The sequence below is a fragment of the Streptomyces sp. NPDC052107 genome (assembly GCF_040680215.1).
Lineage (GTDB): Bacteria > Actinomycetota > Actinomycetes > Streptomycetales > Streptomycetaceae > Streptomyces.
In genome coordinates this window covers 218691-241084 of the sequence record NZ_JBFAWG010000002.1, presented here as the reverse complement: position 1 = coordinate 241084, position 22394 = coordinate 218691, and the positions used below count along the sequence as shown (strand labels likewise).

Genomic DNA, 22394 nt, shown 5'->3' with positions numbered 1-22394 from the left:
TGACCTTTCACAGGCGTTGTCACAGGCGTTCGAAGGAGCGACGCAGCTCCCAGTCGGTGACCGCGGCGTCGAAGGCCTCCAGCTCGACGCGCGCCATGTTGCGGTAGTGCGCGACGACCGCGTCGCCGAAGGCGGCCTTCGCGATCGGGCTGTTCTCCCACAGCTCGGCGGCCTCGCGGAGAGTCGTCGGCACGTGCTCGAAGTCGGCGGTGTAGGCGTTGCCCGGGCACGGCTCGGGCAGTTCCAGCTTCTGCTCGATGCCGTACAGGCCGGCCGCGACCAGACCGGCGACGGCGAGGTACGGGTTCACGTCCCCGCCGGGGAGGCGGTTCTCGAAGCGCCGGGAGCGGCCGTGGCCGACCACGCGGAGGGCGCAGGTGCGGTTGTCGTGGCCCCAGGCGACGGCGGTGGGGGCGAAGGAGCCCGGCTGGAACCGCTTGTAGGAGTTGATGTTCGGGGCGTAGAGGAGCGAGAAGTCGCGCAGGGCGGCGAGCTGTCCGGCGAGGAAGTACCGCATGACGTCCGACATCCCCTCGGGGCCCGCCATGGCGTTGGTGCCGTCGGCGTCGACGAGCGAGAGATGGATGTGGCAGGAGTTGCCCTCGCGTTCGTTGAACTTGGCCATGAAGGTGATCGAGACGCCCTCCTGGGCGGCGATCTCCTTGGCGCCGGTCTTGTACAGCGCGTGCTGGTCGCAGGTGACGAGGGCGTCGTCGTAGCGGAAGGCGATCTCGTGCTGGCCGGGGTTGCACTCGCCCTTGGCGGACTCGACGGTGAGGCCGGCGCCGGCCATGTCGTTGCGCAGCCGGCGCAGCAGGGGCTCGATGCGGCCGGTGCCGAGGATCGAGTAGTCGATGTTGTACTGGTTGGCCGGGGTCAGGCCCCGGTAGCCCGCGTCCCAGGCCTGTTCGTAGGAGTCCTTGAAGACGATGAACTCCAGCTCGGTGCCGACCTGGGCGGTGTAGCCGAGCTCGGCGAGCCGGTCCAGCTGGCGGCGCAGGATCTGGCGGGGCGCGGCGACGACCGGGGAGCCGTCGTTCCAGGCGAGGTCGGCGACGAGCAGGGCGGTGCCGGGGTGCCAGGGGATGCGCCGCAGGGTGGCGAGATCGGGGTGCATGGCGAAGTCGCCGTAGCCGCGGTCCCAGGAGGACATCGCGTAGCCGTCGACCGTGTTCATCTCGGTGTCGACGGCGAGGAGGTAGTTGCAGCCCTCGGTGCCGTGGCGCAGGACTTCGTCCAGGAAGAAACGGGCGGCGAACCGCTTGCCCTGCAGCCGCCCTTGCATGTCGGGGAAGGCGAGGACGACAGTGTCGATCTCACCGCTTGCGACGAGGGCGTGCAGTTCCTCGACGCTGAGCGGGGGTGTGCGGTCTGCCACGGGAGAGCCTCCTTCGGCGCCTTCGCGCTTTTTCGGCCGGGCCGGGAGCCATAAGGTATTGCTCAGAACCATTGCTTGGGAAGGGGGTACGGCGGATGTCGCGGGAGACGGAGTGGCCCGGGGCGCATGCGCCGGGAGTCGACCGGCTCGCTCCGGTGCTGCGGCCGGTGCGGGCGGGCAACGGCTTCGAGGAGGCGCTGGAGCAGATCCTCCAGGTCGTGCGGCTGGGGCTGGTGCCGGGCGGGGAACGGCTGCCGGCCGAGCGGGAGCTGGCGGAACGGCTCGGGATCAGCCGGGTGACACTGCGCGAGGTGCTGAAGGTGCTCCAGGACCAGGGGCTGGTGGAGGCGCGGCGCGGGCGCTACGGCGGAACGTTCGTCCTGCCGCGCACGGACGCCGGCGGGGAGGACGAGCTGCGGCGGCGGATCGCCGAGGTCGACATCGAGGACGTGCTGCGCTTCCGCGAGGTGCTGGAGGTGGGCGCGGCCGGGCTGTGCGCGGCGCACGGGCTGACGGACGGGCAGGCGGACCGGCTGCGCGAGGCGCTGGCCCGCACGCACGACGCCCCGCTGGCCGACTACCGCCGCCTGGACACCCTCCTCCACCTGACCCTCGCCGAGCTGTGCGGTTCCCCCTCCCTGACCGCGCAGTACGCGGCGGTCCGGGCCACGGTGAACGACCTGCTCGACTGCATCCCGCTGCTGGTGCGCAACCTGGAGCACTCGCAGCGCCAGCACACCGCGCTGGTCGAGGCGGTACTGGACGGGGACGCGGACGGCGCGCGGGAGATGATGCGCGAGCACTGCGCGGGCACGGCGGCGCTGTTGCGGGGCTTCCTCACATGAGTGCACTCTTGTAAAGGTGTGAATGTAAACCTTTTGCTTCCGGGGAGGGCGGCATGACCGTACGACCGCTGATCGGCGTCAGCACGTATCTGGAGACCGGCGCGCGCTGGGGCGTGTGGGAGCTGGACGCGGCGCTGTTGCCGGCCGGCTATCCGCGGCTGGTGCAGCGGGCCGGCGGGCTGGCCGCGATGCTGCCGCCGGACGCACCCGAGCGCGCTGCGGAGACCGTGGCCCGGCTGGACGGGCTGGTGATCGCCGGCGGCCCGGACGTGGACCCGGCCCGGTACGGCGCCGCGCGCGAGCCCCGTACCGGTCCGCCCGCCAAGGCCCGTGACGCCTGGGAACTGGCCCTGATCGAGGCCGCGCTGGACACCGGAATGCCGGTGCTGGGCATCTGCCGCGGCATGCAGCTGCTGAACGTGGCGCTCGGCGGGACGCTGGTCCAGCACCTGGAGGGGCACGCGGAGGTGGTCGGCGTGTTCGGCGGCCACCCGGTGAAGCCCGTGCCGGGGAGCCTGTACGCCGGGATCGTCCCGGAGGAGGCGACCGTGCCCACCTACCACCACCAGGCCGTGGACCGGCTCGGCGCGGGACTGGTGCCGTCGGCCTACGCCGCGGACGGCACGGTGGAGGCGGTCGAGCTGCCCGCGGACCGGGGCTGGGTGCTGGGCGTGCAGTGGCACCCCGAGATGGGCGAGGACCTGCGGGTGATGTCGGCGCTGGTCACGGCCGCCGCACGGGGCACGGCCGGACAGCCGTAGTCCCGGACCGGGTCGGAGCCGCCTTCCGAGCCACTCCAGGGCCGCATCGCCCTGGCCGCGCTGGAACGGGCGCAGGGTGGGCAGTCCCGGCGGTGCCGGGTCTGGGAGCTGCGCGGGAAGTAGCCGGGGGAGGCGCCCCGCCTGCGCGGGCAAGCGAGACCCCTCGGCCGGCAGCACCCCGCACCCTGCCGGTGCCGGGCGAGTGAACCGACCCCCGATCAGCCTCGCCCCGTCACCCCCGCGTCAGCGACAGCAACTCCCGTGCCGGACCGGTCGGTCGGTGTCCCGTCGGCCAGACCGCGCGCAGTTCGCGGTGCAGGGAGACGCCCTCCACGGGGATGCTGACCAGACGCCGCATGGCCAGTTCCTCCCCCACGACCAGCTCGCTGAGGACCGAGGGGCCCGCGCCGCTGACGGCCGATGCCTTGACCGCCGTGGTGGAGGACAGCTCGATCAGGGGGCGGGCGAGGCCGCCGAGCGCCACGTCCAGGACCTGGCGGGTGCCGGACCCGCGCTCGCGGAGGATCAGCGGGGTGCCCGCCAGCTCCGCCGCCGTCACGGGGCGCCGTCGGCGGGCCCAGGGATGGCCGGGCGCGGTGACGACGATCAGGCGGTCGCGGGCGATGACGGCGGAGTCCAGGCCCGTCGGGACCGACAGGCCCTCCACGAACCCGAGGTCCGCCTCCCCGGCCAGCAGGAGTTCCGCGACCTTCGCCGAGTTGCCCGCGAGCAGTGACACGGCCGTGTCGGGCCGCTCGGCGTGCAGCGCGAGGAGCCAGCCCGGCAGCAGGTACTCGGCGATGGTCATGCTCGCCGCGACCCTGAGGCGCGAGTCCCGCCGGTCCCGCAGCGCCCGCGCACCCGCGTCGAAGGCCGCCGCCGCCTCGACCACACGGCGGGCCCAGTCGGTCACCAGGGCGCCCGCGTCCGTGAGCCGGGAGCCACGGGGCGAGCGGTCGACGAGGGCCACGCCCAGTTGCCGTTCCATGGAACGGATCCGGCTGCTGGCGGCGGGCTGGGTGATGCCGACCTCGCGCGCCGCCGCGCCGAGACTGCCCAGCCGCGCCACCGCCAGCAGCAGCTCCAGTGCGGCCAGGTCGGGCACCCGGTGCGCCAGTGACGCCGTGCGCTCCGGTTCCGTCCGCTCTCGCCGCTGCCCCGCCACCTCGCTCATAAGACCAGCTTATGCCCTGATAGAAATGAACTCCCTGGTCAGGGGCGAGCGGCGACGGCACGGTGACACCATGGTCACCGCAGCACAGCCCTTGTCCACCGCTTCCGCCCTCCGCACCGAACGGCTCCGCCACCTGGGCCCCAACTGGTACGCCGCCGTCATGGGCACCGCCATCCTCGGCTCGGCCGGCGTCGCCCTGCCCACGCACGCGGCAGGTCTGCGCCATCTCTTCGCCGGGGCCTGGGTCCTGTCCCTGATCATGCTGGTGATCCTGCTCGCGGCCCGGGCCGTGCAGTGGGCGCACCATCGCGACCGGGCCCGCGCGGATCTCCTGGACCCGGCCGTGGCGCCCTTCTACGGCTGTCTGTCGATGGCCCTGCTGGCGGTGGGCGGCGGTGCCCTGACGGCCGGGCGGAACCTGATCGGCCCCGCTACGGCCGTCGCCCTGGACGCCGTCCTGTTCACCGCGGGTACGGCGATCGGGCTCGCGGCCGCCGTGGCCGTGCCGTACCTGATGGCCGTACGGCATCGCGTCGAGCCCGCGCAGGCGAGCCCGGCCTGGCTGCTGCCGCTGGTCGCACCCATGGTGTCGGCCGCGCTCGGCCCGCTGCTGGTGCCGTACCTGCCGGCCGGCCAGCCCCGCGAGACCCTGCTGCTGGGCTGCCTCGCGCTGTTCGGGCTGAGCCTGCTCGCGACGCTGCTGATGCTGTCACTGGTCTTCGCCCGGCTGGTCTCGGGTCCGCTGCCGCTCGCTCTCACCCCGACGCTGTTCCTGGTCCTCGGCCCGCTGGGGCAGTCCACCACCGCGGTCGGCAGGATCGCGGAGGGGGCTCCGGGCGTCGTACCGGCCGCGGACGCCCGCGGCCTCGCCGTCCTCGCCGTCCTGTACGGGGTGCCGGTCATGGGGTTCGCGCTGCTGTGGCTGGCGCTGGCGACCGCGCACGTGGTGCGGGCCCGTCGGCAGGGCATGCGATTCACGATGAGCTGGTGGGCCTTCACCTTCCCGGTGGGCACGTGTGTCACCGGCGCGATGGCGCTCGCCCGGCACACCGGTCTCGCGGTCTACGACGCGCTGGCCGTCGGGCTGTACGCCCTGCTCGCCGCCGCGTGGCTGGCGGCCGCGACCGGCACCGTACGCGGCCTGCTCAGCGGCGAACTGCTCGCAGCGCCTCGGACAGCACCCGTGGCGCCTCGCACAGAGACGGGCCGTACCAGGTCAGATGCCGCCCGCTGACCAGGGCGCAGGGCAGGCCGGGGAAGGCCTCCGGGCCGTCGTCGGCGGTGAAGCGGTAGGGCTCGTCGGGCAGCACCACCAGGTCCGGGGCCGCTGCCAGAAGTTCGTCCAGGGGGACGCGGGGGTAGCGGTCGGGGTGCCCGGCGTACAGATGGTCGGCGCCGAGCCGGGCCAGGACGTCACCGGCGAAGGTGTCCCGGCCGAGGACCATCCAGGGCCGGCGCCAGATCGGTACCACCGTGGTCGTACGGGCCTCGGGCCGGGGCAGCGCCGCCCAGGCCGCCTCGGCCTCCGCCAGCCAGCGCGGACGCCCCGGCGCGCCGCACGCGGTGAGCACCCTGGCCAGCTCGGCGAAGGCCTGCGGCACGCTCCGCACCTCGGTGACCAGCACGTGAAGGCCCGCTGCGCGCAGGGCGTCCAGGTCGGGGGCGCGGTTCTCCTCCTCGTTGGCGATCACGAGGTCGGGGGCGAGGGCGAGGATGCGGTCGAGCCCGGGGTTCTTGGTACCGCCGACCCGGGTGACGTCCAGGCCGGGTGGGTGGGTGCACCAGTCGGTGGCGCCGACGAGGGCGCCGGGGAGCGTGACGGCCACCGCCTCGGTCAACGAAGGAACCAAGGAGACGATCCGCGCCACCATCAGCGCGACCGGTCCTGAACGGCCTCGATGTGCTCGGCGACCGCCACCACGACGACCCGGGTGTCCGGCACCGTCGCCCGCCAGCGATGACGTACCCCACCGGTCAGATAAAGAGTGTCGCCTCGCCCGAGGCGATACGCGCGCCCCTCGGCCTCGATCTCCACCGCGCCGTCGGCGACGTACATCAGCTCGTCGTTGCGGTGCTGGAACTCGCGGCCGGCGTCGTGGTCGCCGGTGAACTCGGAGGCGTGCAACTGATGGTGGCCGCGGACCAGGGAGCGGGTCCGGGGCGCGAAGTCGCCCTCGGTGGCCGGGTCGGCGCGGACGAGGTCCACGCTGGCCGCCGGGTCGGCGGCGGCGAGGAGTTCGACGGCCGTGGTGCGCAGGGCGTCGGCCAGCTTCTCCAGCGAGGTGCGGCTGGGGCGGGCCCGGTCGTTCTCGACCTGGCTGAGGAAGGGCACCGACAGACCGCTGCGCTCGGCCACGACGGCGAGGGTCAGCTCCAGGGCACGGCGGCGCCGCCGGACGGCCGCGCCCACCCGGACGGGCTGCTGTTCTTTGTGGTCGCCCATCGCTCCGGCTCCCTCCCTCGCTCGTCGTGCCGCTGTCCGGGTGCCCGGGTCGGGACACACCTCTCCTGATGACTTCTCTGCACCCTACGCATGTTCGGCAAACCGTTTCACGCGGCTGTCACATACCCGACATGCTGCCGAGCCGCCACCCTCACGGTTCGCGCCAGCGTGACGGGGCCGCGGGCCGCTCCTGGACGCGGTCCGGACCGGGGCGAACATGCCGACCAGCAGGGCCGGGGGCCGGGGTGGGGGCCAATGATCGTCACGCACCGTGGTTGGCCGGATCGCTGCCGTGTCGGGAGGGTGTGGCGACGGTGCCTGCCGACGCCGCGAGGGGCGGGCCGCGCCGGACGCTCGACGGCGTCCGGCGGTGCCCGCCCCTCGGGTGGCGGTCCGGGAAGGTCAGGTCACCCGGCCGCCTGGCTCTTGGCGCCCTTCTTGGCGGCCGGTGCCCACTTGTCGACCAGGCCGGGGTGCTCGCGCAGCCAGGCGCGTACGGCGTCCTGCTCCTTGCCCTTGCCGGCCTTCTGGATCTGCGCCTCCAGACCGGTGAGCTGCTTCTCGGTCATGGAGAAGTCCTTCAGCCAGCGGCCGACCTGCGGGTTGTCCTGGGCGAAGCCCTTGCGGGCCAGGGTGTGCACGCCGTCGCCGCCGCCCCAGGCGCCCTTGGGGTCCTTGAGCTTCTTCAGGCCGTAGTCGTTGTAGGCCCAGTGCGGGGACCACAGGGTGACGACGACCGGCTGCTTCCTGGCGTAGGCGCGCTTGAGCTCGGCGAGCATGGCCGGCGTGGAGCCGTCGATGACCTGGTACGTGCCGTCGAGGCCGTACTGCTTGAGTACCTTGCTCTTGAGCAGGCCCATCTCGCCCGCGCTGGGCTCGATGCCGACGATCTTCCCGCCGAACTCGGAGGCGTGGTCCTTCAGGTCCGCCAGGGAGTTCACGTCGTGCACATAGGAGGGGACGGTCAGCTCCAGGGAGGTCCGCCCGTACCAGGAGCCGAGGTCGTCGAGCTGCTTGCCGTACTTCTTCCAGTACTCGGCGTGGGTGGTGGGCAGCCAGGAGTCGGTCTCGAAGTCGAGCTGGCCGGTGGCGAGGCCGGTGTAGAGGGGGCCGGCCGCGTACTGGGTGGTGGTGACCTTGAAGCCGCGTTCCTCCAGGATCTCCTTCCAGAGGAAGGTGGAGGCGACGCCCTCGTCCCAGGGGATGTAGCCGATCCGGATCTCCTGGCCCTTGCCGACGTTCGTGCCGGAGGCCTCGGAGGAGGTGCCGGCGGGCGAACCGAAGATCCCCGTACCGCCGGCGACGAGCGCGAGCACGACCACGCCGACGACCGCGACGGCCGGGCGCGGGCGGTACGACCACGCGCGCGTGGGTGCCTTGGCGGCGGCCCTGCGGCCCAGCGGGGAGAGCTGGGTGCCGAGGGCACCGGTGATGCGGTCCAGGTAGATGGCGAGGACGACGATGCCGACGCCCGCCTCGAAGCCGTAGCCGATGTCGAGCTGGCCGATGGCCTCGTTGACGGCACCGCCGAGACCGCCGGTGCCGACCATGCCGGCGATGACGACCATGGACAGGCCCAGCATGATCACCTGGTTGACGCCGGCCATGATGGTCGGCAGGGCGAGCGGCAGCTGGACCCGCCACAGGATGTCGCGCGGTGCGGTGCCGAACGCCTCGGCGGCCTCGACCAGTTCGGCGTCGACCTGACGGATGCCCAGCTCGGTCATGCGGACGCCGGGGGCGAGCGCGAAGATCAGGGTGGCGACGACACCGGCGGCGGTGCCCAGGCCGAAGAACAGCATGGCCGGGATCAGCAGGACCATCGAGGGCATGGTCTGGAGCAGGTCCAGGACGGGTCGTACGGCCGCGCCGACCGCCTTGGAGCGGGCCGCCCAGATGCCCAGCGGCAGCGAGATCGCCAGCGCGATGAGGGTCGCCACCAGGACCAGGGCGAGCGTGGACATGGCCTGGTCCCACAGGTCGAGCGAGTCGACCAGCGCGAATCCGGCGAAGGCGAGGACGCCGGCGAGCAGTCCGCGCAGCCACCAGGCGATGACGGCGAGGATGCCCGCCATCAGCAGCGGCTGGGGCGCGCCGAGGACGGCGTCGATGCCGTCGTACATGCCCTCCATGACCGCCTTGATGGCGTCGAAGAGCCAGGAGAGGTGGTCGACCAGCCAGTTGACGCCGGAGTCGACCCAGTCGCCGAGGTGGATCCTAGGCACGGCTGATCACCTTCTTCCCGCCCTGGTCGCGCCGGTTGTCGCACGCCGCCGGCTCGCCGTGTTCGTCGCCGAGGAAGCCGACGAGGCGCCGGCGGGGTACGACACCGACGAGGGTGCGGCGGGTGTCGAGCACGGCCACCGCGTGGGGCACGCGCGCGCTGATGGCGCACAGCTCGGTGAACGGCGTGTCGGGGGCCGCGGTCTCGCAGCCGCAGTCGGCCTCGTCGCCGCGCAGATCGGTGTCCATGACGGCGGCGGCGGTCAGCACGCGGGAGCGGTCGACGTCCTGGATGAAGGAGGCGACGTAGTCGTTCGCGGGGCGCAGCAGGATGTCCTCGGCGGTGCCGGTCTGCACGATGCGGCCGTCGCGCATGACGGCGATGCGGTCGCCGAGGCGCATGGCCTCGTTGAGGTCGTGGGTGATGAAGACGATGGTCTTCTTCAGGGTCTTCTGCAGTTCCAGGAGCTGGTCCTGCATGTCGCGGCGGATCAGCGGGTCCAGGGCGCTGAAGGACTCGTCCATGAGGAGCAGGTCGGCGTCGGTGGCGAGGGCGCGGGCGAGGCCGACGCGCTGCTGCATGCCGCCGGACAGCTCGTCGGGCCAGGAGCCCTCCCAGCCGGCCAGGCCGCACAGGGCGAGCGCCTCGTCGGCGCGGCGCTCGCGCTCGGCGCGGGGCACGCCCTGCACTTCCAGGCCGTAGGCGGCGTTGTCGCGGACGCTGCGGTGCGGGAACAGCGCGAAGTGCTGGAACACCATGCTGATCTTCTTCGAGCGCAGCTCGCGCAGTTCTCGGGCGGTCAGCGCGGTCAGGTCCTCGCCGTCGAAGCGGACGCTGCCCGCGGTCGGCTCCAGCAGGCCGTTGAGCATGCGCAGCAGGGTGGACTTGCCGGAGCCCGACAGGCCCATGACGACGAAGATCTCGCCCGCCTCGACGCGGAAGGAGGCGTCGATCACGGCGGCGGTGGTGCCGTCGGCGCGCAACTCCTTCCGGTCCGCGCCCTGCCGCAGGCGTTCCACCGCTCGGTCCGGTCCTCTGCCGAACACCTTGAACAGGTGCTCGGCCTCAAGCCTGGGTTGCACGCGTACCTCTCGTCTCGGGGGGCGGGACAGTGACGGCGCCTCCCCGGGATCGAGATGGTCAAACTTTTAAGTGGCTCAGCTCACAGCGCGGTCTACGATGCCCGCCTACCGCTGTTGGGGGGCAACCGTGGATCGACCCGACGACACACGCGCGTCCGCGCTGCGCTTCGTCACCGAACTGGTCGCCTGGGTGGCCACGCCATGGGCCCTTTCGGAGCACTCCTGGCCCCTGGCCGTGCTCGCGCTGGTGGTGCTCGTCGGCCTGCCGACGGTGTTCTCCACTCCGGGCGACAAGGCGAGCGTGATCGTCCCGGTCCCGGGCGGCGTCACCATCCTGTTCGTACTGCTCCAGCTGGTGGCCGCCGTGGTCTCGGCCTGGTGGCTGTGGCCGGCCTGGGCCGCCGTGCCCGTGACCCTGCTGGCCTGCGCGACCCTCGTCACGGAGCGGCCGCGCTGGAGGTGGCTGCTGTCGCCGACCGGGTGACTGTCGGTGCGGTACGGCATGATGCGAACGTGACCGGACGACTCATGCTGCTCGACACCGCATCCCTGTACTTCCGCGCCTACTTCGGCGTCCCGGACTCCGTGAAGGCACCCGACGGCACGCCTGTGAACGCCGTGCGCGGACTGCTGGACTTCATCGACCGGCTGGTCAGGGACCACCGGCCGCAGCACCTGGTGGCCTGTATGGACGCCGACTGGCGGCCGCAGTGGCGGGTGGACCTCATCCCCACCTACAAGGCCCACCGGGTCGCCGAGGAACACGAGGACGCGCCGGACCTGGAGGAGGTGCCGGACACCCTCTCCCCGCAGGTGCCGGTCATCGAGGAGGTGCTGGACGCGCTCGGCATCGCCCGGGTCGGCGTCGCGGGATACGAGGCGGACGACGTGATCGGCACGTTCACCGCGCGCGCCGCGGTCCCGGTGGACATCGTCACCGGCGACCGCGATCTGTACCAGCTGGTGGACGACGCGCGCGGGATCCGGGTGCTGTATCCACTGAAGGGCGTCGGCACCCTGCAGCTGACCGACGAGGCGGTGCTGCGCGAGAAGTATGGGGTCGACGGGCGGGGGTACGCGGATCTGGCGCTCCTGCGCGGCGACCCGAGCGACGGCCTGCCGGGCGTGGCCGGGATCGGCGAGAAGACGGCCGCCAAGCTGCTCGCCGAGTTCGGCGACCTGGCCGGGATCATGGCGGCGGTCGACGACCCGGGGGCGAAGCTCACGCCGTCGCAGCGCAAGCGGCTCACCGAGGCCGGCCCTTATGTCGCGGTCGCGCCGAAGGTGGTGCGGGTGGCGGACGACGTACCGCTGCCGGACGTCGACACGGCTCTGCCACAGGCCCCGCGGGACCCGGCGGGCCTGGAGCAGTTGGCCAAGCGCTGGGGGCTCGGCGGCTCCCTGCAGCGGCTGCTGACCACCCTCGCCGTGGGACCCGCGGGACCGTGACCGGAATATTCCGGCAAAGGGCTCTCCACCGGTGGCCGGGAAAGAGGTGTGACCGCAGGGCGAGATGCTAACTTAGGTAAACCTAACCATCTTGCAGGAGGTCGTGATGGCAGAGCGTCCGGTACGAAAGCCGCGCAAGACCCGCACCGCCCACGTGGTCCGCACCGAGCGGCTGACCCCGCACATGCAGCGTGTGGTGCTCGGCGGCGAGGGCCTGGCCGACTTCGCGGCGGACACCTGCACCGACCACTACGTGAAGCTGCTCTTCGGCCCGGAGGGCGTGACCTACCCGGAACCCTTCGACCTGGAGCGGATCCGTGCGGAGTTCCCGCGGGAGCAGTGGCCGGTGACCCGGACCTACACCGTGCGCGCCTGGAACCCCGAACGCCGCGAGCTGACCCTGGACTTCGTCATCCACGGCGACGAGGGCCTGGCCGGCCCGTGGGCATGCCGTGTGCGGCCGGGCGAGACCGTGCGCTTCATGGGCCCCGGCGGCGCCTACGCCCCCGACCCCGCGGCCGACTGGCATCTGCTCGCCGGTGACGAGAGCGCGCTGCCCGCGATCGCGCGGTCCCTGGAGGCGCTGCCCGCCGGCGCCCGCGTCCATGCCTTCGTGGAGGTGTCCGGCCCCGAGGAGGAGCAGAAGATCGACTCCGATGGGGCGGTCGTCTGGCTGCACCGGGGGGACCGGCCGGTCGGCGAGGCACTGCTGGAGGCCGTACGCGCCCTCGAGTTCCCCGAGGGCCGGATGCACGCGTTCGTGCACGGCGAGGCGGGCTTCGTGAAGGAGCTGCGCCGGCTGCTGCGGGTCGAGCTGAACGTCCCGCGCGAGGACCTGTCGATCTCCGGCTACTGGCGCCTGGGCCACAACGAGGACGGCTGGCAGGCCTCCAAGCGGGAGTGGAACGCCCGTATCGAGGCCGAGCAGGAGAGCGGCGCGGCGGCGGCGTGACAGCGGCCCCGCTCAGCTCTCGTTGATCTTGCCGAACGGGATGTGCACGCTCGGCGTGGTCCGGGACATGCGCTGAAGGTGTGTCACCTGGTCGTCGAAGAAGATGTGCGGCCTGAGCACCTTCATCACCGCGCCTTTCTCGATGCCCCCGAGGAAGAAGGCGCCGTTGACCGTCACGCCCCACTGCTTCAGGCTCCGCACGGCCCTCTCGTGCGCCGGCGCGGCGCGCGCGGTCACGATGGAGACGTGGACCCGGGTCGGGTAGTCGGGGTCGGTCCTGCGTCGTTCCTCCTCCCGGCGCTGTATCCGGTTGACACCGGCGAGGAAGTCCCGCAGCGGTCCGGGGTCGTGCGGGGTCGCCGCGTTACGGCTCTCGTGCGCGCGGAACTCCTCCAGACCGCCGGACTGGTACACCTGCTCGGCGGCATCACTGGCGAGCACCCCGTCGAAGTCGAACGCGATCCGCAGCTCCGGGTCGTCCGGATCGTCCGCGTACGACGATCCGAGCACGTGCCCGGCCGGCAGGCCGGCGGCGACCGCCTCGCGTACGTCGTCGCCGTTCGCGGACAGGAACAGGGACATGTTCAGCGCGGTCATGAACGCGTACGGGGCTCTGCCCTGCATGAACACGGCCCGGCTGACCGGCAGTTCATGGGCCTCGATCGACCGCATGACCCGCAGGCCGGTGTCGGGGTCGTTGCGGGAGAGGATGATGACCTCGACGAGCGGATCTCCCGGCTCGCCGAGGTCGTTGAGCGACAGCAGCCTGCGGATGAACGCGAACGCGACCCCGGGCCGGAGCGTGTTGTCCACGTTCTCCTCCTGGTAGGCCCGGTAGACCTCCTCGCCCTGCTCGCGGAACACGGCGTCCGACTCCCGCAGATCGAACAGGGCGCTGGAGGCGACTCCGACGACGAGCCGGTTCGCGAGGTCGTAAGGCGGCATGTCCTACATCATCACACCGACCGCTGGTAGGAGCGGAAGGTGCGGATCGACAGCCACACCGCCGCGATGGCGAGCGCGAGCAGCGCGCCGCCGCGGCTGAGGACGTCACTCCAGTCGGGATGCCCGGACATCGCGGAACGGCCCGCCACCATGGCCCAGTTGAGCGGGTTGAAGTCGGCGATGTGCCGCATCCAGGCGGGCATCTGCGAGGGGGCCATGAAGGCGCTGGAGAGGAAGGTCAGCGGCAGCAGCAGGAAGGTGTTGATGCCGATGATCGACTCCCGTTCGCGCACGAGCATGCCGAGCGCGTTGGACAGGGCCCCGAAGATGGTGCCGAGCAGGACGGCGGCCACTACGAGGATCGCGATGCCGCCGACGCCGCCGGGGTAGTCGGCGCCGCCGAGCAGGCCGAGCAGCACGATGACCACCGACTGGAACGCCGTGACCAGGCCGTTGTTGACGACGTTGCCGTTCATCAGCGCCGCCCGGCTCACCGGGGTGGTCAGGAACCGGTCGAGGGTGCCGCGCTGGATCTCCTCCAACGTGCCCATCCCCGCCCACATGTTGGAGCTGAGGGCGCTCATCACCACCACGCCCGGTACCAGGTAGTCCAGGTAGGAGGTGGTGCCGAAGCCGCCCAGTTCGACGACCTTCTTGAACAGGTTGCCGAACAGGAACAGCCAGATCACCGGCTGGATCAGGGTGATGACGGCGTAGGCGGGCTGCCGGGCGAACACACGCAGTTGGCGCTGCGTCATGTACCAGGTCTGGGTGAGGGCGGCGCTCATCGGACACCTCCGGCGAGCACGGCGCCGGTCTCGGCCTCCGCCTCGGCGTACCGGCGGCCCGCGTGGCGCAGATAGACGTCGTCCAGCGAGGGCCGGGCGACGGTGGCCGAGGAGACGGTGACCCCGGCCCGGTCCAGCGCGGCGAGCAGGGCGGGCACCGTGGCCGCTCCGTCGTCGGCGCGGACGCTGATCCGGCGCCCCTCGCACAGCGCCTCGTGCACCCCGGGCAGCGCGGTCAGGGCGCCGGTGAGCAGGGTGCGGCCAGCCTCTCCGACCGGTTCGCCCAGCTCCAGGTGGACGGCGTCGCCGCGCAGTTCGCCCTTGAGGGCGTCCGGGGTGCCCTCGACCACGATCCGGCCGCGGTCGACGATGGCGATGCGCTCGGCCAGCCGGTCGGCCTCCTCCAGATAGTGCGTGGTGAGCAGGATGGTCAGCCCCTCCTCGCCGGCCAGCCGGCCGATCTCCTCCCACATCGCGGTGCGCGCCTCCGGGTCGAGGCCGGTGGTCGGCTCGTCCAGGAAGAGCACCTCGGGCCGGTGCACCAGCCCGAGGGCGACGTCCAGACGGCGCCGCATGCCGCCGGAGTAGCCCTTGACCGGCCGGCGGGCGGCGTCGGCGAGGCTGAACCGCTCCAGCAGCTCGTCCACCCGGCGGTTCAGTGCCGCAGCGGTCAATCCGTAGAGGCGGCCCTGGAGTTGGAGGTTCTCCCGGCCCGTCGCGACCGGGTCGGCGCCGGACTGCTGGGCGACCACGCCGATCGCGCGGCGCACCCGGTCGGGGTGGCGCAGCACGTCGTGTCCGGCGACGGTCGCGGTGCCGGAGTCGGGGCGGGCGAGGGTGGTGAGGATCTTGACGGTGGTGGACTTGCCGGCGCCGTTGGGGCCGAGGAGTCCGAAGACGGTCCCCGGTGCCACGGTGATGTCCATGCCGTTCAGGGCGGTGACGTCACCGGGATAGGCCTTGACGAGCCGGCGCGCCTCCACTGCGGGCGCACGGGTGTTCATGACGACTGCTCTCCAGCGTGTGCGAAGGACGGAAGATCCACGTGAAGAGCGCCGGGCTATCCTGGGTGTGCCGCACCTCGATCGCCCGGAGCCGCCGCACGACGGATCCGTTTCGGGGTTCGAGACCCCGGCGGAGCTGCTGCAACAGCCCCGCCGGGGTCGTGTTCTCTCTCAGGTGGACGCGGTGAACTCCGGTGGGAGCTCCCCGGTTTCATGGAAGTGCCGCCAGTCGTCGACGCCCGGCAGGGTGCTCTCCTCGATCTCCGCCAGGAAGCCGCGGACCCACTCGGCCTGCGCCGCGGTCATGTGCAACTGGTACTCGACCTCGACGAGGAAGAGCCGAGGCAGCGTCTCGGACAGCTTCTCCAGCGCTCCCCGCCCGCTCGCCACCTGGACCTCCAGCGCGCTGAGCCGCTCCTGAAGCAGCCGCACCACCTCGTCCGGGTGCAGCGCGCCCATGAGCGAGAGGGCGGTTTCGAAGATCGGGTACTCCTTCACCGGGACGGCCATGAGGTCCGACAGCCACTCGGTCAGCTCCTCGCGCCCGGCGTCGGTCAGCCCGTACACCGTGCGCTCGGGGCGGTTGCCCTGCCGCTCGACGTCGGTCACCTCGACGAAGCCGTGCTTCTCGAGGTTCTGCACGACCGTGTAGAGCGAGCCGTACTTGATCTTCGTGCTGGTGTCCTTGCCCTGGCGGCGCAGGGTCTGGGCGATCTCGTACGGGTGCATGGGCTTCTGCCAGAGGGTCGCCATCACCGCGAGCGCCAGCGGGTTGCCGAGCTTGCGACGTTTCATGGCCACGGCGATCACCTCGCTTCCGAATATCCGCACACGAATATATCGCGTCCCACTCGCGATGGTCAATACACACGATGTATCGCGTCTCCCGAGTGATCGCGCGCGGGGGTCAGTCGCCGCGCACGCGCGCGTGGAGGTGCATGTCGTGCCAGCCGTCGGAATGGAGCAGGGCGCTGCGCTTGGTGCCCTCGGCGGTGAAGCCGGCCTTCACGGCCACGCGGCAGGAGGCCTCGTTGGCGGTGGCGTGGGAGAGTTCGAGGCGGTGCAGACCGATCTCCTCGAACGCCCAGCGGGACAGCGTGGTGGTGGCCCGGACCGCGACGCCCCGGCCACGCGCGCGTGCCACCGTCCAGTACGCGACCTCGGCGCAGCCGTCGTCGAGCAGGATCCGGCGCAGGGCGACGCGGCCCAGCAGTTCGTCGGTGTCCGCGTCCACGACGGCCCACTGGGCCTGGCTCTCGTCCTTCCAGCAGCTCTGCCACCGCGCGATCCAGCCGGCGACCTCCTCCTCGGAGTCGGCGGACCTGATGTGCCACTGGTGCATCAGCGGATCCTGGAAGGCGGCGTACACGGCGGACGCGTCCTTCGCCTGCCAGGGGCGCAGCAGCAGCCCGTCGCCGCCGGGAAGGCTGGGCTGGGGGACACGGGCGAGGGTGCCGGCCGGGACGACCGGGCTGTTGAGATACGGCATGATCCTCATCCTGCCGACCGCACGGCCGCAGGCCCACCGGTTTCCGCCTCGTACCCTTGACCCCGATGAGACGCCGTACGCCACCTCCGCCCGCCCCGCTCCCCCAGCGCGACGGGGTCGACCCCGTGCGGGTGCGGCTGCCGTACGGCGGGATGTGGGCCACCGTGCGGGAGCATCTGGTGGAGCGGCTGACGGGGGCCGCGCCCGGGATGATCGAGTCGATGTTCGACTCCGGGCTGATCGTCGGCGCCGACGGGCGCGCGGTGGCGCCGGACGCACCGTACGAGCCGGGGATGTTCGTGTGGTTCCACCGCGAGCTGCCCGCCGAGGTACCGGTGCCGTTCCCGGTGGACGTCATCCACCGCGACGCGCACATCGTCGTCGCCGACAAGCCGCACTTCCTCGCCACGACCCCGCGCGGCAGCCATGTCGCCGAGACCGCGCTGGCCCGGCTGCGCCGCGAGCTGGGCATCCCCACGCTGACCGCCGCGCACCGCCTGGACCGGCTGACGGCAGGACTGGTGCTGTTCACCGTGCGGCCCGAGGAGCGCGGGGCGTATCAGACGCTGTTCCGGGACCGGCGGGTGCGCAAGGAGTACGAGGCGGTCGCACCGTACGACCCCTCGCTGGCCCTGCCCCGGACCGTGCGCAGCCGGATCGTCAAGGAGCGCGGGGTGCAGGCGGCCCGGGAGGTCGAGGGCGCGCCGAACGCCGAGACGTACGTCGAGTCGGCCGGGCACCGGGGCGGGCTGGCCCGGTACCGGCTGGTCCCGGCGACCGGGCAGACCCATCAGCTGCGGGTGCATCTGAACGCGCTCGGCGTGCCCGTCCTCGGCGACCCGCTGTATCCGGAGGTGACCGCCCCGGTGCCGGCGGACGACTTCCGGCGCCCGCTGCAACTGCTCGCCCGCAGGCTGGAGTTCACCGATCCGGTGACCGGCGCGGAGCACACGTTCGTCAGCGGACGTGTGCTCCGCGCCTGGGAGTCGTACGACAGCTGGGCCGGCCGGAGCTGAGTGCTCGGCGGGCTTACCCGACGGCCCGGTTACTCGCCCCGCCACCAATTCAGCAGCCGCCGCCAGATGTTCTGCCGGCGTGCCACCGGTTCCGGAGCCGGAGCCGTGGGGTAAGGCCCGGGCACCACGGGACGGGGCGGGGCGGGGCGGGGCTCGACGCCCGCGGGCCGGTCGGAGCCCGGGGTGCCGGACTGCCAGCTGCGCTGCGGCGGGACCGGCATGGGCCTCGGCAGGAGGTTGACGTCCTGCTGCGGCTTCGGCTCGAAGCGCACCGGAAGGGACACCAGGTGCCGGGAGGCGATGGACGCACGCCAGCGCAACTCCTCCTCGGCACAGTCGAGTTGGATGTCGGACAGCCGGATCAGCAGCGCGTCGACGCCGACGTCGGCGATGGCGCGGCCGATGTCCTGGCCGGGGCACTCGTGCGGGCCGCCGCCGAAGGCGAGGTGGGAGCGGTTGCCCTGCATGCTCGCGGACAGGTCGGGGCGGATGCGCGGGTCGAGGTTGCCCGGCGCGGGCGCGAAGAGCAGGCCGTCGCCCTTGCGAATCCGCTGCCCGCCCAGCTCGGTGTCCTGCTTGGCGTAGTAGCCCAAGACGGTGCTGAACGGCGGCTCGTCCCACAGCGACTGCTCGATCGCCTCCGGCACGGTCATCTGGCCGCCGTTGAGCTGGGCGCGGAAGCCCGGCTCGGTGAGGACCATGCGCAGCGCGTTGGCGAGGAGGTTCGCGGTGGCCTCGTAGGCCGCGAAGAGGACGAGCCGCAGATGTTCGCGGACCTCGTCGTCGCTGAGTCCGGCCGGGTGGGTGACGAGGTGACTGGTGAAGTCCTCCTGGGGCCGGACGCGGCGCCGGGTGGTGAGCCGGCTGAGCGCGTCCATGACGTAGGCATGGCTCTGGATGGCGGTCTCCGTGCCCTTGAGGGCGTCCCGGGCGGCCTGCACCATCCGGTCGTTGTACTCCTCGGGCATGCCGAGGATCTCGCACATGACGGCCATCGGCAGATGCTCGGCGAACTGGGAGACCAGGTCGGCCCGGCCGCGTTCGCAGAAGCTGTTGACCAGGCCCTGGGTGTGGCGGCCGATGTGGCGGCGCACGGTGCGATGGTCGATGGTGGCCATGGCCGCGGTGACCGCGGCGCGCAACCGCTGGTGCTCGTCGCCCTCGGCGTGCGAGCAGATCGGCTGCCAGGCGATGTGCGGCATCAGCGGGTGGTCGGGCTTGACCATGCCCTCCACCAGCGGGGTCCAGATCCGGCTGTCCCGGGTGTACACGGAGGGGCTGCGCACCAGGTGCTGGTTCTCGGCGTGCCCGAGGACCACCCACATCGGTACGTCGTCGTGCAGCAGCACGGGTGCCACGGGGCCGTGCTGCTCCCGCAGCCGCTCGTAGAGGGCGCCCAGGTCCTCCGCGTCAGGGCCGTAGAGCCGGTGCAGCCCGCCGGGGCCCAGGCGGTGCGCGGGGCAGCCCGGGGGCGGTCCGGGGGTGGGGTCTGTGTCGGTCAGGGACGGGGATTCAGACGTCACGGTGTCGCTCCGGAACGAAAGGGTGTGGGGGTCGGTCGGCCGGGGATCAGGTGAGGGCGCGGGAGAGGGCGATCGAGTGCAGGAAGCGCATCAGGGTCATCAGCACCTCCTTGCTGGAGGCCCGGCGGCGTACGTCGCAGTCGATGATCGGGATCTCCGGGGTCAGGTCGAGCGCGGTGCGCAGTTCCTCGATCGGGTAACGGGGCGCGTCCGGGAAGGAGTTGATGGCGACGACGAAGGGCACGCCGCGCTCCTCCAGCCGGCCCATGACGTCGAAGCTGACCTCCAGACGCCGGGTGTCGACGAGGACGACCGCGCCGAGCGCGCCCTCGAACAGCCCGTTCCACAGGAACCAGAAGCGCTCCTGGCCGGGGGTGCCGAAGAGGTAGAGCACCAGCTTGTCGGTGATGCTGATGCGGCCGAAGTCCATGGCCACGGTGGTGGCCGTCTTGGACTCGGAACCGTAGTTGTCGTCCACGCCGATGCCGGCCTGGGTCATGGTCTCCTCAGTGGTCAGCGGTCTGATGTCGCTGACGGAACCGACCATGGTCGTCTTGCCGACACCGAAGCCACCCACGATCACGATCTTCACCGCGGTCTCGGCCGTGTGCGGCAGATGGTCCTCGGTGCGTGGTCCGGGGATGGTGTCAGAGCCGTTGAAGTCCATGCATCACCGCTTCGAGGAGTGAACGGTCCGGGAGCGCCCGACGGACGACAGGGGCGCGCACCTGCACCAGTTCGGCCGTGATCAGCTCGGTGAGCAGGACGGTCATCGCGCTGAACGGCAGGTTCAGATAGGCCGAGAGTTCGGCCACGGACAGGGGGTTGGCGCAGAGCCGCATGACCGCGGCCTGCTCCGGTGAGGCGGCCATCTGGGGCGCGTCGCGCGCCACGATCAACGTCACGAGGTCGAGGTCGGCGCGTGCGCCGTCCTCGGATCCGGCGACGGTGTACAGCCGTTCGGGGTTCTTGGGCTCGGCCTCTCCGTCGGCCGGCTCGGGCGCCGGTGGCTGCGGTCGTGGAGGCGGCGGGGGCTTCGGCTCGCGCCGTTTGCGTCGTGGAGGAGTCATACGCTCTGCCCGTTCCGCCGGGGCGGACTGGTGAGGTGGGCGCCGATCCGGACGACGAGGTCGCGCATCATGCCGCTCATCCGGCCCGGCTCGCAGGTCACGTCGGCGAGGACGGCGAGGTAGGCGTTGTCGCCGGCGTTCATGAGGTAGAAGTAGCCGCCGTCGATCTCGAAGACGACGACCTGCATGTCGCCGGCGCCGGGGAGCTCCTTGATGATGGCGCCGGCCAGGCTCTGCACGCCCGCGCAGGCGGCGGCCACGCGGTCGGCGGCGTCGGGGTCGCCGCCGTAGCGGGCAATGCGCAGTCCGTCCGCGGAGAGGACCACGATCATCTCGATGCCCGGCACGCCGTCGTTGAGCTGCTTGAGCATCCAGTCGATGTTGCCTCGCTGCTGGATCACTTGGGGTCCCCCTCGTCGTCGGCCTCGGTGGTGCCCTCGACGGGCTCGTCCGCATAGTCGTTGAGCAGGTGCACGTACTTTTCCGGGTGCCTCGTGAAGTCGGTCAGTTCGGGCCCGGTGGCGCCCTCGGGCATGCCCTTGCGCAGGCCGTTCCAGAAGTCCTCGATCCCCTGACCGAGCGGCCGCTCCATGAGCTTCCTGCGCTCGGGGTCCATCTCGGGCTCCCGGTCGGGCTTGGGCTGCGACCAGATGGTGGGCCTGCCCTCGCGCTCGGCCTGCTCGACCTCGGCCTTCTCGGCGAAGCGCTGACTGATCGGGGTCTTCATCCGGCTACGGCGCTGCGGCAGGCCGCCCGCCGTCCACTCGGTGACCACCGGGACGTCGTCCTCCATGGAGATCCCGGCCGGGATCTTGGGGCTGGTGGGGCGGCGCCGCTTCGGCGGGCGCTTGGGGCCCTCGACCGCGCCGAGCGCGGGGATCGGCGTACCGGTGGCGCCGATGCCGTGGGCGGCGCCGACACCGGGCTCGGTGGTCGTCATCACACGCGGTACGACGAGGATCGCGCGGCAACCGCCGTAGGCGGAGGCCCGCAGCGAGACCTCCATGTCGAACATCTTGCACAGGCGGCCGACGACGGCGAGGCCGAGGCGCGGGTTGTCACCGAGGTTGTGGGCGTCGTCGAGGTTCTTGGCGTCCTCGATCATCTTCTCGATGCGGGCGCGGGACTCCTCGCTGAGGCTCACGCCGGCGTCCTCGATCTCGATGGCGATTCCGGTCTGCACCTCGGTGGCGGTGACGTGCACCTTGGCCGTGGGCGGCGAGTAGCGGGTGGCGTTGTCGAAGAGCTCGGCGGCGGCGTGGATGACCGGCTCGACGGAGGTGCCCTTGATGTTGATGTTGACGATGGAGTTCAGCTGGATGCGGCGGTACTCCAGGATGCGCGACATGGCGCCGCGCAGCGTGCTGTAGAGGGAGACCGGCAGCGGCCACTGGCGGCCGGGACGGCCGCCGCCGAGGACGGAGATGGTGTCGGCGAGCCGGCCGATCAGTGAGGTGCCGTGGTCGACGCGCAGCAGGTCGTCGAAGACCTCGGGGTTGCGGCCGTGGTCCTCCTCCATCTCCCGCAGTTCGTTGGACTGCTGGTGGACGATGGCCTGGACGCGGCGGGCGATGCTCACGAAGGACTGCTCGGTGGCGTCGCGCATGTTGATCTCGCGCTCGGCTCCGCGCATCGCGGCGCGGAACAACTCGCGGTAGGAGTCGGGCAGGCTGCGCAGTTCGGGGTCGACGTCGTAGCCGTTGACCATCACGTCCCGCAGCGGTTCTCCGGCCCGCAGCCGCAGATGGCCGTGGGGGATGACGTCGGACGCGAAGCGCCCGATCAGATCGTCGTGGGCGGCGAGCCGGTGCTCCAGGTACGCGGTGTGACGGGCGTGCTCGGCCTGTTCCTCGCGGAGCCTGCGGCCGCGGCGGGCGGCCTCCGCGCCGGTGACGAGGACCAGCAGCAGGGCCACGGCCCCGACCACGCCGACGGCGATCCGGGCCGACGCCGGCCCCAGGGCGACGGCCGCACCGGCCGCGGCGACCATCACTATGGCCGGCGGCAACAGCACGCGTGCGTAAGGACGTTCACGGCCACCGGGAGGCTTCTGAACACTCACCATGGATGCCTTCTGGGATGAATCGGCTGGGTGTCGGGGGAGCTTTCGAGGGAAGGTTCATGGAACTGTCGGGATTTGTCTCATGTTTGGGAACAGGCGCACGAATTCGCCTCAACTCGGTGCGCCGCGGGCGAGCTTAGTCCGAGCGGATCATCGCCGTGTCATATTCGGCAAGCACCTGAAATCGCC

Annotated in this window: 23 protein-coding genes; 7 read left to right on the top strand and 16 right to left on the bottom strand. The window is 71.8% G+C overall.

The genetic code is table 11. From position 1 onward, the window contains the following. Positions 1 to 19: 19 nt before the first annotated feature. Entirely contained in the window at positions 20 to 1378 is a 1359-nt protein-coding gene (locus AB0M27_RS03000; RefSeq protein ID WP_365717269.1) for a glutamine synthetase family protein, read from the bottom strand. A 95-nt stretch (positions 1379 to 1473) separates the two neighbouring features. On the opposite strand from AB0M27_RS03000, the gene AB0M27_RS02995 reads away from it, so the two are divergent. After that, positions 1474 to 2223, top strand: coding sequence for an FCD domain-containing protein (locus tag AB0M27_RS02995; RefSeq protein WP_365717267.1), 750 nt, complete (start codon positions 1474 to 1476; stop codon positions 2221 to 2223). Positions 2224 to 2276: 53 nt separating this feature from the next. Further along, a complete protein-coding gene (locus AB0M27_RS02990) occupies positions 2277 to 2984 on the top strand; it encodes a gamma-glutamyl-gamma-aminobutyrate hydrolase family protein (RefSeq protein WP_365717265.1) in 708 nt (235 codons plus the stop codon). A gap of 232 nt (positions 2985 to 3216) precedes the next feature. Here AB0M27_RS02990 and AB0M27_RS02985 read toward each other — a convergent pair whose 3' ends face one another. After that, positions 3217 to 4158 carry a LysR family transcriptional regulator gene (locus tag AB0M27_RS02985; protein WP_365717263.1) on the bottom strand — a complete coding sequence of 314 codons (942 nt, stop codon included), beginning with the start codon at positions 4156 to 4158 and terminating at the stop codon, positions 3217 to 3219. 70 nt (positions 4159 to 4228) lie between these two features. Between AB0M27_RS02985 and AB0M27_RS02980 the strand changes: the two genes are divergently transcribed. Continuing rightward, a complete protein-coding gene (locus AB0M27_RS02980; protein WP_365717523.1) occupies positions 4229 to 5392 on the top strand; it encodes a TDT family transporter in 1164 nt (387 codons plus the stop codon). Here AB0M27_RS02980 and AB0M27_RS02975 read toward each other — a convergent pair. From AB0M27_RS02975 to AB0M27_RS02960, 4 genes are all read right to left on the bottom strand, one after another. Further along, on the bottom strand, positions 5304 to 6029 hold the full coding sequence (locus AB0M27_RS02975) for a helical backbone metal receptor (RefSeq protein WP_365717261.1): 726 nt from the start codon (positions 6027 to 6029) through the stop codon (positions 5304 to 5306). The genes AB0M27_RS02980 and AB0M27_RS02975 overlap by 89 nt on opposite strands. After that, positions 6029 to 6601: an XRE family transcriptional regulator gene (locus AB0M27_RS02970; RefSeq protein WP_365717259.1), complete on the bottom strand. Its 573-nt coding sequence runs from the start codon at positions 6599 to 6601 to the stop codon at positions 6029 to 6031. The genes AB0M27_RS02975 and AB0M27_RS02970 overlap by 1 nt, the downstream gene beginning before the upstream one ends. Before the next feature lie 407 nt (positions 6602 to 7008). Then, positions 7009 to 8826, bottom strand: a complete 1818-nt coding sequence (locus AB0M27_RS02965) for an ABC transporter permease/substrate binding protein (RefSeq protein ID WP_365717257.1) — start codon at positions 8824 to 8826, stop codon at positions 7009 to 7011. After that, entirely contained in the window at positions 8819 to 9907 is a 1089-nt protein-coding gene (locus AB0M27_RS02960) for a betaine/proline/choline family ABC transporter ATP-binding protein (RefSeq protein ID WP_365717255.1), read from the bottom strand. Before AB0M27_RS02960 ends, AB0M27_RS02965 begins: the two co-directional genes overlap by 8 nt. A gap of 127 nt (positions 9908 to 10034) precedes the next feature. On the opposite strand from AB0M27_RS02960, the gene AB0M27_RS02955 reads away from it, so the two are divergent. The 3 genes from AB0M27_RS02955 to AB0M27_RS02945 all read left to right on the top strand — a co-directional run bounded on the left by AB0M27_RS02955 (position 10035) and on the right by AB0M27_RS02945 (position 12308). Then, on the top strand, positions 10035 to 10391 hold the full coding sequence (locus AB0M27_RS02955; protein WP_365717253.1) for a hypothetical protein: 357 nt from the start codon (positions 10035 to 10037) through the stop codon (positions 10389 to 10391). Positions 10392 to 10420: 29 nt separating this feature from the next. Continuing rightward, on the top strand, positions 10421 to 11356 hold the full coding sequence (locus AB0M27_RS02950; protein WP_365717251.1) for a 5'-3' exonuclease: 936 nt from the start codon (positions 10421 to 10423) through the stop codon (positions 11354 to 11356). A gap of 106 nt (positions 11357 to 11462) precedes the next feature. Then, positions 11463 to 12308 (top strand): siderophore-interacting protein, encoded by an 846-nt coding sequence (locus AB0M27_RS02945; protein ID WP_365717249.1) that lies wholly within the window; start codon positions 11463 to 11465, stop codon positions 12306 to 12308. 12 nt (positions 12309 to 12320) lie between these two features. On the opposite strand, the gene AB0M27_RS02940 is transcribed toward AB0M27_RS02945, so the two are convergent. The 5 genes from AB0M27_RS02940 to AB0M27_RS02920 all read right to left on the bottom strand — a co-directional run bounded on the left by AB0M27_RS02940 (position 12321) and on the right by AB0M27_RS02920 (position 16534). After that, positions 12321 to 13253 carry a 5'-nucleotidase gene (locus tag AB0M27_RS02940; RefSeq protein WP_365717247.1) on the bottom strand — a complete coding sequence of 311 codons (933 nt, stop codon included), beginning with the start codon at positions 13251 to 13253 and terminating at the stop codon, positions 12321 to 12323. 11 nt (positions 13254 to 13264) lie between these two features. Beyond that, positions 13265 to 14041 (bottom strand): ABC transporter permease, encoded by a 777-nt coding sequence (locus AB0M27_RS02935; RefSeq protein ID WP_365717245.1) that lies wholly within the window; start codon positions 14039 to 14041, stop codon positions 13265 to 13267. Then, complete coding sequence (locus AB0M27_RS02930) at positions 14038 to 15045, bottom strand: ATP-binding cassette domain-containing protein (RefSeq protein ID WP_365717243.1); 1008 nt, start codon at positions 15043 to 15045, stop codon at positions 14038 to 14040. The genes AB0M27_RS02935 and AB0M27_RS02930 overlap by 4 nt, the downstream gene beginning before the upstream one ends. Positions 15046 to 15216: 171 nt before the next feature. Continuing rightward, complete coding sequence (locus AB0M27_RS02925) at positions 15217 to 15840, bottom strand: PadR family transcriptional regulator (RefSeq protein WP_365717521.1); 624 nt, start codon at positions 15838 to 15840, stop codon at positions 15217 to 15219. Between the two features lie 112 nt (positions 15841 to 15952). Next, on the bottom strand, positions 15953 to 16534 hold the full coding sequence (locus AB0M27_RS02920) for a GNAT family N-acetyltransferase (protein WP_365717241.1): 582 nt from the start codon (positions 16532 to 16534) through the stop codon (positions 15953 to 15955). 65 nt (positions 16535 to 16599) lie between these two features. Here AB0M27_RS02920 and AB0M27_RS02915 point away from each other — a divergent pair, with 65 nt between their 5' ends. Continuing rightward, positions 16600 to 17550 (top strand): RluA family pseudouridine synthase, encoded by a 951-nt coding sequence (locus tag AB0M27_RS02915; protein ID WP_365717239.1) that lies wholly within the window; start codon positions 16600 to 16602, stop codon positions 17548 to 17550. 29 nt (positions 17551 to 17579) lie between these two features. Here the strand turns inward: AB0M27_RS02915 and AB0M27_RS02910 are convergent, their stop codons facing one another. Genes AB0M27_RS02910 through AB0M27_RS02890 form a run of 5 tightly spaced genes read right to left on the bottom strand, consistent with a single transcriptional unit; the run spans position 17580 to position 22208 of the window. Further along, the gene (locus AB0M27_RS02910; protein ID WP_365717237.1) at positions 17580 to 19073 is read right to left on the bottom strand and encodes a cytochrome P450; all 1494 of its coding nucleotides are present in this window, start codon (positions 19071 to 19073) and stop codon (positions 17580 to 17582) included. 46 nt (positions 19074 to 19119) lie between these two features. Then, complete coding sequence (locus AB0M27_RS02905) at positions 19120 to 19740, bottom strand: ATP/GTP-binding protein (protein ID WP_365717236.1); 621 nt, start codon at positions 19738 to 19740, stop codon at positions 19120 to 19122. Continuing rightward, positions 19721 to 20143 (bottom strand): DUF742 domain-containing protein, encoded by a 423-nt coding sequence (locus AB0M27_RS02900; protein WP_365717234.1) that lies wholly within the window; start codon positions 20141 to 20143, stop codon positions 19721 to 19723. The genes AB0M27_RS02905 and AB0M27_RS02900 overlap by 20 nt, the downstream gene beginning before the upstream one ends. Further along, positions 20140 to 20544, bottom strand: coding sequence for a roadblock/LC7 domain-containing protein (locus AB0M27_RS02895; protein ID WP_365591815.1), 405 nt, complete (start codon positions 20542 to 20544; stop codon positions 20140 to 20142). The genes AB0M27_RS02900 and AB0M27_RS02895 overlap by 4 nt, the downstream gene beginning before the upstream one ends. Continuing rightward, the gene (locus tag AB0M27_RS02890; RefSeq protein ID WP_365717232.1) at positions 20541 to 22208 is read right to left on the bottom strand and encodes an ATP-binding protein; all 1668 of its coding nucleotides are present in this window, start codon (positions 22206 to 22208) and stop codon (positions 20541 to 20543) included. The genes AB0M27_RS02895 and AB0M27_RS02890 overlap by 4 nt, the downstream gene beginning before the upstream one ends. Positions 22209 to 22394 lie beyond the last annotated feature (186 nt).